We start from the raw sequence: 11269 nt of genomic DNA on the forward strand, positions 1-11269 counted from the left end.
CACCGTCTTCTCAGCCTGCAAGTCTGCTTCATGTCACACGCGCACCGCATGTCGCCTGTCTGGTCATGATGGCCGGTTTGGCTCATGCGGTGCTTTTGCTTCGTGAGGCAGGTCTGTTTCATGCCGCCCCATCACGTCAGGCGGCAGGCTCATTTCATGCAAGGAATCTCCGTCTGCCATGTCAGCGGTCATTGAACGTTACCAGGCGAAGCTGGCCGAACGCGGCTACACCGCCGACTCGGCCCAGCTGGCTGCCATCGAACGGCTGCAGCGGCTGGCAGATGAACTGCAGGGCTTCGACAACCGCCCCGGCGGGCTGCTCAAACGCCTGATGTCACGCGGCAAAACGCCCCCCCGTGGCGTCTGGATGTACGGTGGGGTGGGGCGCGGCAAGAGCTTCCTGATGGACTGCTTCTTCGAGGCACTGCCCACGGAACGCAAGACCCGCCTGCATTTTCATGAATTCATGCGGGCTGTGCACCAGGAGCTGAAAACGCTCAAGGCCATGGCCAACCCGCTCGACGAAGTGGCACGCCGTGCAGCGGAGCGTTATTCCATCATCTGCTTCGACGAGTTCCATATTTCGGACATCGCCGACGCGATGATTCTCGAGCGCCTGCTGCACGCGCTCTTTGCCCACCAGCTGGTCTTCGTCATGACCAGCAACTACGTGCCCGACCGGCTGTATCCCGACGGCCTGCATCGCGACGCCATCCTGCCCGCCATTGCGCTGCTGAACAAAAACCTCGACGTGATGTCGGTGGACGTGGGCACCGATTACCGCCAGCTGACCATCAAGGGCATTCCGGCCTACCTCAGCCCGCTCGGCCCCGACACCGACGCCGGCATGGAAGCCGCCTTTGCCCGCCTGACCGATGGCCACGAAGACAGCCCCGAACTCACCGTCGAGAACCGCCCGCTGCGTGCTCACCGGCGTGGCCGGGACGTGGTGTGGTTCGATTTCGACACCCTCTGCCGCACCGCCCGCTCCCAGAACGACTATCTGGACATCGCCTCCCGCTTCGATACCGTGATGCTGTCGGGCGTTCCGCAGATGGATTCGCGCATGGCCTCCGAGGCCCGCCGCTTCACCTGGCTGATCGACGTGCTGTACGACCAGAAGGTCAACCTGTTCATCTCGGCCGAAGTCCCGCCCGACCAGCTCTACACCAGCGGCCCCATGGCGCACGAGTTCGTGCGTACCGCCAGCCGCCTGCACGAGATGCAGTCGGACAGCTACCGCAACGAAGCGCGGCGGAACCAGAACAACCAGTTGGGGTGACGAGAGGGGGCGTTCCAGCGAGCGTCCTGAATTCGTGCCGCCCTCCCGGATTGGCGACCTGCAACCTTCGTCGCTTCAGCGCGCGTCGTGGACTCGTTCGTCCCCATGCTGGCCCGGGCCATGTGCTGACAAGGCGCCGTGCCCAGGCAGGCGCACCATGCCATGCCCGTTGACGTTACCATGTCGGCTTCCTTCCGGCCCATTTTGCGCCTTGTCTCCACGTCACGCCCCCGATCACACGACCGATTGCGCCGAGCAGACGCCACTGCTGGAGCCCACGCGCGCCGTCTTTGCCGCTGACGGCCCCTTGGCCGAGAGCCAGCCCGGCTACCGCCCGCGTGCCGGCCAGCAGGAAATGGCCGAGGCCATTGCCGACGCCATCGACGCCAGGGCCGCGCTGATGGTCGATGCCGGTACCGGCATCGGCAAGACCTTCGCCTATCTGGTGCCCGCGCTGCTTTCGCGCCAGAAGGTGCTGCTCTCCACCGCCACCCGCCAGCTGCAGGACCAGCTCTACCAGCGCGACGTGCCGCGCATCAAACAGGTGCTGGGCAGCGATGCACAGGTGGCCATCCTGAAGGGGCGGGCCAACTACGTCTGCCCGGTGCACCTGGCGCGCAACCTGCGTGACGGGCGCTTTCGGGACCCGAAGATTCCGGCGCGGCTGCGCATCATCGAGCGCTTTGCCGCCCTCAGCGACACCGGCGACCGCGCCGCCTGCACCCAGCTTTCCGAAGAAGACCCTGCCTGGGCCTTTGCCACCTCCACCCGCGACAACTGCCTGGGGCAGGACTGCCCGGAGCTGCGTCGCTGCCCGCTGATGCACGCCCGCCAGCAGGCCCAGAAGGCCGACGTGCTGGTGGTCAACCATCACCTGTTCTGCGCCGACCTGGCCATGAAGGACGATGCGATGGCCGACTTTCTGCCCAGGGCCGACATCCTGATCTTCGACGAGGCCCACCAGCTGCCGGACATCGCCACCGAATTCTTCGGCAACACCTTCTCCACCCGCCAGCTGCTGGAACTGGGCCGCGAGAGCCAGAAAATCGGTAACCACGACGCCCCGGGCCTGGCCGACTGGCCCGGGCTGTACAAACAGCTTGAAGCCGTGGCTGGCCGCCTGCGGCTGGCACTGCCCTCGGGCCTGCTGCGGCTGGGGCTGGAGGAACTGCTGTCTGCCGACGCGCAGGACGTAAACGAATGGCTGGTGGACGTGCTGCCGGACGTGGACGATGCGCTGGAGGCGCACCTGCAGACGCTGAAGCCGCTGGCAGACAGCTCGGCGGACCTCGGGCACCTTTATGAGCGCACCCAGACGCTGCTGGAGCGGTTGCGGCACTGGCATACGGCGTTTTTGCGGGCGACGGCGAAAACCCCTGATGAAGCGCTGATCCTCTGGGCGCAAACCACCGACAGCCATGCCCAGCTGCGCACGACGCCCCTGTCGGTGGCCGAGCGTTTTGCGCAGGCGCGCGAACAGCACGGTGGCGCCTGGATATTCGTCTCGGCCACGCTGGCCGTGGGCGGCAGCCTCGACCACTTTGCCCGCCTGATGGGCATGCAGGACGCTTGGCAGCTGCAGGTGGAAAGCCCGTTCAACTATCCGGACCAGGCGGCACTGTGGATTCCGCGCGGGCTGGGCAACCCCACGGCGCCGGACTTTCCGGACCGGGTGGCAAAGCAGGCCTGGCCGCTGATTCGCAGAAACCGGGGCCGGGCCTTCGTGCTGTGCACCACACTGCGGGCCATGCGCCAGATTGCCGAACAGCTGCGCCGCGAGGCCGGTGACGACATCGATATCCTGATGCAGGGCGAAGCCCCGCGCCACGAACTGATGAAGCAGTTCCGGGAGGCCGAAGCTGCCGTGCTGGTCGGCTCGGCCGGCTTCTGGGAGGGCGTGGACATTGCAGGCGAGAAGCTGTCGCTGGTAATCATCGACAAGCTGCCCTTTGCCCCGCCGGACGATCCCATCTACCGCGCCCGCAGCCAGGCACTGCAGCGCGCCGGCCAGCATCCGTTTCGCGAGCTGTCGCTGCCGCAGGCCATGCTGGCGCTCAAGCAGGGCGCCGGACGGCTGATCCGTACCGAGACCGACCACGGGCTACTGGTGATCTGCGACGAGCGGCTGCGCAGCCGCAGTTACGGGGCGCAGATTCTGGCCAGTCTGCCACCGTTCAAACGGCTGGAGAGCTTTGCGGAGGCGCTGGATTTTCTGAAGGAAGAAAGCACGTAGCGGCAAAATCCTGCGATGCAACAGCCTGTCATGACCCAGTGAAATCTGTTCAGCGTTGTTCTGGCGGATGCACCGGCAACACCAGCTCCAGCTTCCCGGCCAGCTGTTGCAGGTCTTCCGGCACCGGTGCCTCGAAGCTGACCCGCTCACCCGAGGTCGGGTGAACCAGCTGCAGCTGCCAGGCATGCAGCGCCTGCCGCGCAAAACCGGCCAGCGGCTTGCCCCCATAGAGGGCATCTCCCACCAGCGGATGGCCGATGCGCGCCATGTGCACACGAATCTGGTGGGTTCGGCCCGTATCCAGCTTGCAGAGCACAGCGGCTGCCTCGCCATCCGGGCTGGCCGCCAGCTGCCAGTAATGGGTGCGCGCCGGCTTGCCCGCTGAGCCCGCTACCACCGCCATCCGCAGCCGGTTGCGTTCGTCCCGGCCGATGTTGCCCTCGACCGTCCCCTGGGCCTGTGTGCGCCCGCAGGTGATGGCCAGATAGCGCCGCCCCATCTCGCGGCTGGCCAGCTGGGCCGTCAGGCTGGCAAAGGCGCGCTCGGTGCGCGCGCAGACCAGCAGGCCACTGGTGTCGCGGTCCAGCCGGTGGACGATGCCGGCGCGGGGCAGCTTGGCCGCCTTCGGGTCGGCGTACAGCAGGCCATTCATCAGCGTGTTGCGCCAGTTGCCCGGGGCTGGGTGGGTGACGAGCCCGGCCGGCTTGTCGATGACCGTGATGTCGGCGTCCTGATGGACGATGACAAGCGGCACCGGATCCGGGGCGAAGGCGGTGTCGCTTTCCAGCGGCTGGGGTTCGACCTCGATGGTCTCGACGCCCTTGAGTTTCAGGGAAGGGAGACGGACCGCGCCGTCGACGCGCACGGCGCCCAGGGCGATCCAGCGCTGGATGCGGGTGCGGGAGATGCCTTCTACGTGCGGTTGCAGGGCTTTGGCCAGGAACTGGTCGAGGCGCTGGTTGGAACAGGTCGATGCGTCAAGGGTGATCGCAGGGTGAACGGGGGCATCGTCAGACATACCAAAATGTCAACATGGCATAGCAGGTGAAAACAGGAAGTCTACCACCCACAAAAATTAACGAGTAAACGCTGGCTATTAATAACAGTGTTTCTAATTGTGCCGCCAGTAGATAACATCAACAACTATACCCAGAGATACGGTCCTGCACCATTTCCCAAAAACGACCGACAAAACCGTTCAAACACAGAGCGTCCTCCTGCAAATGGTAGGGAGTTGTAATCCGCTCCAAGTCACCCGAAAGGCAGGACTTCCAAAGCAAATGGAGCTCTGGTCGCAAAAATCTATCGGTCGATGATTGGCGCATGACACCACAGATTGGAATATCCATGAGTCAAAACACAAAACTGTGCATTCCCCAAACCGTCCCCCTCCATGAACTGAACTGGCACCCGCTTATCTCGGTTCAGATGGGCGTCTGGATGGATCAGATGCGTTTCCCCGACTCTCCATTCTACAACGTGGGCATGATCGTGAAGGTGGACGGCCCGGTCGATCAGGAACTGTTTGTCAGGGCACTTGAAGAGGTTGTCCGTTGCCATTCTGCGCTTCGCTTGGTGTTTGACTCGCATGAAAGGGTTCCTCGACAGAGAATTCTTGAACGAATAAACCTGCCGTTTCAGAGCCTGGATCTTCGCCAGAGTTCATCTCCAGACCAGGATGCCGGGCGGCTGGTCCAGGAGGCAATGAATCGTCCCTTTCCTCTGGAAGAAAATTTGATGTGGACGTGCATGCTCATCAGAACTGGCGAGAAGCGCTATGTCTGGTCTGCACGGTTTCATCACTTGATCTGTGACGGTATTTCGGTATCAAACTTTTTTATGGATCTCAGTCATGCATATACCCGTTTATGGAAAGGGGGTTTTGATGAAGGAGAGGCTCCTCCCGCGTTCGAAGCGTACTGGGATGCAGAGCACGATTATCTGAATTCGTTACGTGCGGACAAGGATCGCGCCTTCTGGGCCGAACGCTTACGTGCGTTGCCTCCGGCGTTACTACCCCGCATGCGGGGTATGTCGCCCAAGGAGTCAGCAGCTCGTGTCAGTGGACTGTATGCCTGGGAGCTGAGCCGCGAGCGATATACGCTCATCGAGAACTATGCCAAACGCCACGGCGGTTCTGTAAATAGTTTCTTTCTGGCCCTGTTGGCTTCCTATTTTTTCAGGACAAAACACGTCTGCGACATCGTCATTGGCTCGCCCGTACACAATCGCACCGGAAGGGCGCATAGACGGGCCATCGGCATGTTCTCCTCCGTGGTACCTCTCAGGATCAATGTCGATGCTGGCAGTAAATTCCCGGAATTGATGCAGTACGTTACTGGAGAACTTCGACGTAGTTATCGACACCAGCATCTCCCTGTTTCAGAGATAAATCGTTGTGCGTCTCTGGATTACTCAATGCGTACGAGTCTATATGATGTTGTTCTGGCGTTTGATAAATTTCCAGCCCAGGCCTCATTGGGAGACACGGTCACGCAGTGGAAAAGGGTTCGGCATCAACATGAACAAACCCCTCTTGCCATCAGCGTCAACGATTACCATGAGAATGAAAGTGTTGATGTGGAGTTTTCCTATAACACTGCATTTTTGAATAATGATGAAATCGAACGGATGGCCTATCGCATCGATTTGATGCTGAATTGTGTTCTGGGACGTGAAGATGTCCGGGTTGATGCCATCTCCATCATGAATCAGGATGAGATAACTCAGGTCATCCATGGTTTCAACGCCACGGAGGCTGCATATCCGAAGGATGCATTGATCCACGAGTTGTTCGAGCAGCAGGTCGAGCGCACCCCGGATGCGGTGGCGGTGCAGTATGAGGGCGAGCGGCTGACATATGCGCAATTGAACGCGAAGGCCAACCAGCTGGCGCACCGGCTCAGGGCGATGAGGGATGCTGCGGGAGCTCCGNGGTGCAGTATGAGGGCGAGCGGCTGACATATGCGCAATTGAACGCGAAGGCCAACCAGCTGGCGCACCGGCTCAGGGCGATGAGGGATGCTGCGGGAGCTCCGATAATAAAACCGGATGCGCTGGTGGCGATCAGTGTGGAGCGCAGTCTTGAGATGGTGGTGGGGCTGCTGGGGATTCTGAAGGCGGGCGCGGCGTATGTGCCGGTGGATCCGGAGTATCCGACCGAACGCATCGGATATATGCTCAGGGATTCGCAGGCACAAGTGCTGTTGACGCAGAAGAAGCTGCAGCAGCGCCTGCGGGCGGCGGCCTGGAGTGAGGGCAGTGCCCCGGGAGAGATCCTGCTGCTGGATGAGGAATCGACATATGCGAAACAGCCCGAGGCCAACATTGGCCGTCAGGAGACAGGCGAGGTCTCATCGAACTTGGCGTATGTGATCTACACCTCGGGATCGACAGGCCTGCCCAAGGGCGTGATGCTCGAGCATACCGGTGTGTGCAATCTGGCAACCCTGCAGAAGGCAGAACTGGATATCGATGAGACGAGCCGTGTATTGCAGTTTGCCTCGTTCAGCTTCGATGCCTGTGCCTGGGAAGTGGTGATGACGCTCAGCCACGGTGCAGGCCTGCACCTGTCGACGAAGGAGCGGCTGATGCCGGGCGATCCGCTGCGGGCATTGCTGCAGGAGCGGAACATCACCCATGTGACGCTGCCGCCAACGGCACTGAGTGCATTGGGAGAACCCGATGGGCTGGAGAGCCTGAAGACGCTGGTGGTGGTGGGAGAGGTATGCCCGCCGCAGCTGGCGCAGCAGTGGCGGGACAGGACGCACTTCATCAACGCCTATGGACCGACCGAAGGGACGGTGTGCGCGACGATGTATCACGTGGCACCGAACTGGATGGCGACGCCGGGTCAGGGGGTGCCGATCGGAGCGCCAGTGGCCAATGCGCGGATCTACATTCTGGATGAGCACAGGCAGCCAGTACCACTGGGTGTGGCCGCAGAGATCTGGATTGGTGGAGCCGGTGTTGCCCGCGGTTACCTGAACCGGCAGGAGCTGACGGCGGAACGTTTTGTGGACGACCCGTTCAGTGAGGAGCCGGGTGCGAGGATATACCGCACGGGGGACCTTGGCCGGTGGCGCAACGATGGCCAGATCGAGTATCTGGGCAGGAACGACTTCCAGGTCAAGATCCGGGGCTTCCGGATCGAGCTGGGCGAGATCGAGGCGCGGCTGGCTGCACTGGCGCAGGTCAGAGAAGCCGTGGTGGTGGCACGTGAGGACCATCCGGGCCACAAGCGGTTGGTGGCGTACTGGGTGGCCCGTGAGGGACTGGCCGAAGAGGCGTTACCGGATGTGGAGCGGCTGCGGGATCATCTGAAGGCGGAGCTGCCGTCGTACATGGTGCCGTTGGCATTCGTGAAGCTGGAACAGATGCCGCTGACCCCCAATGGGAAGGTGGACAGGAGGGCGCTGCCGGCGCCGGATACGGAAGCGCTGATCACCCATGAATACGAGGCGCCACAGGGCTCGGTGGAAGAGCTGCTGGCTGGAATCTGGCAGGAACTGCTGGGTGTGGAGCGTGTGGGAAGAAACGACAGTTTCTTCGATCTGGGCGGCCACTCGCTGCTGGCGGTGCAGTTGATGGGCCGCATGCGTCGGGATCTGGGCCAGGAGATCGAGCTGCGGGAACTCTTCGATGCACCGACACTGGCTGCGGTTGCCAGCCGGCTGCAGCAGGCCGATGAGGCGCTGACGGCGCCGATCGAGCTGGCAGACAGGACGAAGAACCTGGCGCTATCGTGGGCGCAGCAGCGGCTGTGGTTCCTGGAGCAGCTCGAAGACCTGGGGTCGGCGTATCACATCCCGGCCGTGCTGCGTCTGCAGGGTGAGCTCGACAGGGAGGCGCTGCAGCGCACGCTGGATACGATCCTGTCTCGACATGAGGCGCTGCGCACGGTGTTCGTGCGCGCAGACGACGGAGAGCCGGTGCAGCAGATACTGCCTGTGCGGCCGTTTGCGCTGGTGTACCGGGATATGTCGCAGCTTGAAGAGGCGGAGAAGGAGCAGGCCGGGCAGGCGCTGACGAAAGAGACGCTGCACAGGCCGTTCGATCTTGCGCAGGATGTGTTGATTCGTGCCAGCCTGGTGAAGCTGGCAGAAAAGGACTACATCCTGAACCTGTGCATGCATCATATCGTGTCGGATGGCTGGTCGATGGGCGTGCTGACACGGGAGCTGGCGACGCTGTACGAGGCGTTCAGCCAGGGGCAGGAGAATCCGCTGCCGGAATTGCAGATTCAGTACGCTGATTACGCGCAGTGGCAGCGTCAGTGGCTCAGCGGTGAGCGGCTCGAGCAGCAGGTGGCCTTCTGGAAGGAGGAGCTGGCAGGGGCGCCGGCGTTGCTGGAGCTGCCGACGGACCATTCGCGGCCGCAGGTACAGAGCTTTGTGGGCAGCATGGTGCCGTTCGAACTGGATGAGCAGATAACAGAGGGGCTCAATGCGCTGGCCAGACGGCACGGTGCGACGCTGTTCATGGTGCTGCAGGCCGGGTTTGCGGTGCTGATGGGCAGGTTGAGCGGCCAGGATGATGTGGTGATCGGCACACCGGTGGCCAACCGCAGAAGGAGCGAGCTGGAAGGGCTGATTGGGTTCTTTGTGAACACGCTGGCACTGCGCACGCGACTGGATCCACAGGAAACGGTTGCAGAGTTGGTGGCGCAGGTCAAGGATCGCACGCTGGCGGGCTTTGGGCATCAGGATGTGCCGTTCGAGCAGGTGGTCGAGGCGGTGCAGCCGGAGCGCAGCATGGGCCACAGCCCGCTGTTCCAGGTGATGCTGGTGCTGCAGAACAATGCAGAAGTCGAGCTGAAGCTGCCGGGGTTGATGCTGGAGCAGGGGGCGTTCGGGCACGATACGACGCACTTTGATCTGACGCTGTCGCTGGGCGAGACAGAAGGGCGGCTGCAGGGAGCGCTGGAGTACAGCACGGCGCTGTTCGAGCGAGCCACGGTTGAGTGCTGGCTGGGGCACCTGAGGGTGCTGCTGTCGGCGATGGTGGCCGATGATGCCTGCACATTGGCTCAGTTGCCGCTGTTGACGGAGCCGGAGCGTGAGCGGGTCATCAGAGAGTTCAACGCTACGGAAGCGGCGTACCCGAAGGAGGCGCTGATCCACGAGCTCTTTGAGCAGCAGGTCGGGCGCACACCGGAGGCGGTGGCGGTGCGGTATGAGGGCGAGCAGCTGACGTACACAGAGCTGAATGCAAGGGCCAACCAGCTGGCGCACCGGCTCAGGGCGATGAGGGATGCTGCGGGAGCTCCGATAATAAAACCGGATGCGCTGGTGGCGATCAGTGTGGAGAGAAGCCTCGAGATGGTGGTGGGGCTGCTGGGGATTCTGAAGGCAGGGGCGGCGTATGTGCCGGTGGACCCGGAGTATCCGGCAGACCGGATTGCGTACATGCTCAAGGACTCGCAGGCGAAGGTGCTGCTGACGCAGAGGAGGCTGCGGGATCGCCTGTCGGCTGTAATGGGGGCCGTGGATAAGGATAATGAGGGAGTCATCGGCGAGGTCATGCTGCTCGATGACGAGACGACCTATGCAGGTCAGCCCGAGGCCAACATTGGCCGGAAAGAGACGGGCCAGGCCTCATCGAATCTGGCGTATGTGATCTACACGTCGGGCTCGACCGGTCTTCCCAAGGGCGTGATGGTCGAACACCGTAGTGTGGTGAACAGACTTGTCTGGATGCAGGACGAATACGGTCTGAGGGAAGCGGATACCGTATTGCAAAAGACGTCCATTGGCTTTGATGTATCGGTATGGGAAATCTTCTCGGCATTGCAGTCTGGCGCACGTTTGGTCATGGCCATTCCTGGAGGTCACAGGGATGTTCAGTACCTTGAAGAAGTCATCGAAGCAAACGGCGTGACAGTTTTGAACTTTGTTCCTTCCATGCTCCGTGCGTTCCTTGAGCAGACCAGGAAGGGACAATTCAGCAGTGTCCGCCAGATTATGTGTGCAGGCGAAGAGCTTCCGCCTTCTCTCCAGAGTCGCTGCACTCGGCTTCTGCCCAAGGCTCGTCTGGATAATATTTACGGCCCAACGGAAGCAGGTATAACTTTCTGGAGGTGTGACCCCATTCAAAAGTTGGCTCGTATTCCAATAGGGAGGCCAATATCAAACACAAGGATTTATATTGTTGGTTCTGGAGGTGATATCACTCCTGTTGGGGTGGCGGGCGAAATCTGCATTGGCGGTGATGAGGTGGCTCGAGGATATCTGAACCGTCTGGAATTGACGGCGGAGCGCTTTGTGCGGGATCCGTTCAGTGATGAGCCGGGGGCGAGGATGTATCGTACAGGAGACCTGGGCCGGTGGCGGACCGATGGCCAGATCGAGTATCTGGGCCGCAACGACTTTCAGGTCAAGATTCGGGGCTTCAGGATAGAGCTGGGCGAGATCGAGGCGAGACTGGCGGAGCTGCCCGAGGTGCGGGAAGCCGTGGTGGCGGCACGTGAGGACCATCCGGGCGACAAGCGGTTGGTGGCGTACTGGACGGCCCGTGAGGAACTGGCCGAGGAAGCCTTGCCGGATGTGGAGCAGCTGCGGGATCACCTGAAGGCGGAGCTGCCGGCGTACATGGTGCCGAGTGCATTCGTGAGGCTTGAGGCGATGCCGCTGACGCCCAATGGGAAGGTGGACAGGAAGGCGTTGCCGGCGCCGGATGCGGATGCGCTGGTCAGGCACGAGTACGAGGCGCCACAGGGACCGGTGGAAGAGGTGCTGGCCGGAATCTGGCAGGAG

General features: G+C 61.9%; 5 protein-coding genes and 2 pseudogenes. 6 read left to right on the forward strand and 1 reads right to left on the reverse strand.

Going from position 1 to position 11269, the window contains the following annotated elements; all coding sequences use genetic code 11:
- Window positions 1-178 precede the first annotated feature (178 nt).
- Window positions 179-1282: a cell division protein ZapE gene (gene zapE, locus EHV23_RS05520; protein ID WP_125095049.1), complete on the forward strand. Its 1104-nt coding sequence runs from the start codon at window positions 179-181 to the stop codon at window positions 1280-1282.
- 211 nt (window positions 1283-1493) lie between these two features.
- Window positions 1494-3515 (forward strand): DNA repair helicase YoaA, encoded by a 2022-nt coding sequence (locus tag EHV23_RS05525; protein ID WP_158615845.1) that lies wholly within the window; start codon window positions 1494-1496, stop codon window positions 3513-3515.
- 49 nt (window positions 3516-3564) lie between these two features.
- Here the strand turns inward: EHV23_RS05525 and EHV23_RS05530 are convergent, their stop codons facing one another.
- On the reverse strand, window positions 3565-4533 hold the full coding sequence (locus tag EHV23_RS05530; protein ID WP_125095051.1) for an RluA family pseudouridine synthase: 969 nt from the start codon (window positions 4531-4533) through the stop codon (window positions 3565-3567).
- A 305-nt stretch (window positions 4534-4838) separates the two neighbouring features.
- Between EHV23_RS05530 and EHV23_RS05535 the strand changes: the two genes are divergently transcribed.
- The 4 genes and pseudogenes from EHV23_RS05535 to EHV23_RS16595 all read left to right on the forward strand — a co-directional run.
- On the forward strand, window positions 4839-6449 hold a 1611-nt coding region (locus tag EHV23_RS05535; protein ID WP_238990293.1), incomplete at its 3' end, for a condensation domain-containing protein.
- Between the two features lie 2 nt (window positions 6450-6451).
- A pseudogene (locus tag EHV23_RS16585) lies at window positions 6452-7873 on the forward strand (non-ribosomal peptide synthetase); the annotation flags it as partial.
- Window positions 7874-7891: 18 nt separating this feature from the next.
- Window positions 7892-9565: pseudogene (locus tag EHV23_RS16590) on the forward strand (condensation domain-containing protein); the annotation flags it as partial.
- A partial coding sequence (locus tag EHV23_RS16595; RefSeq protein ID WP_420813046.1) for a non-ribosomal peptide synthetase occupies window positions 9557-11269 on the forward strand: 1713 nt, incomplete at its 3' end. The pseudogene EHV23_RS16590 and the gene EHV23_RS16595, both read left to right, overlap by 9 nt.

The sequence above is a fragment of the Lautropia dentalis genome, from assembly GCF_003892345.1.
In the GTDB taxonomy this organism is placed as follows: domain Bacteria; phylum Pseudomonadota; class Gammaproteobacteria; order Burkholderiales; family Burkholderiaceae_E; genus Lautropia; species Lautropia dentalis.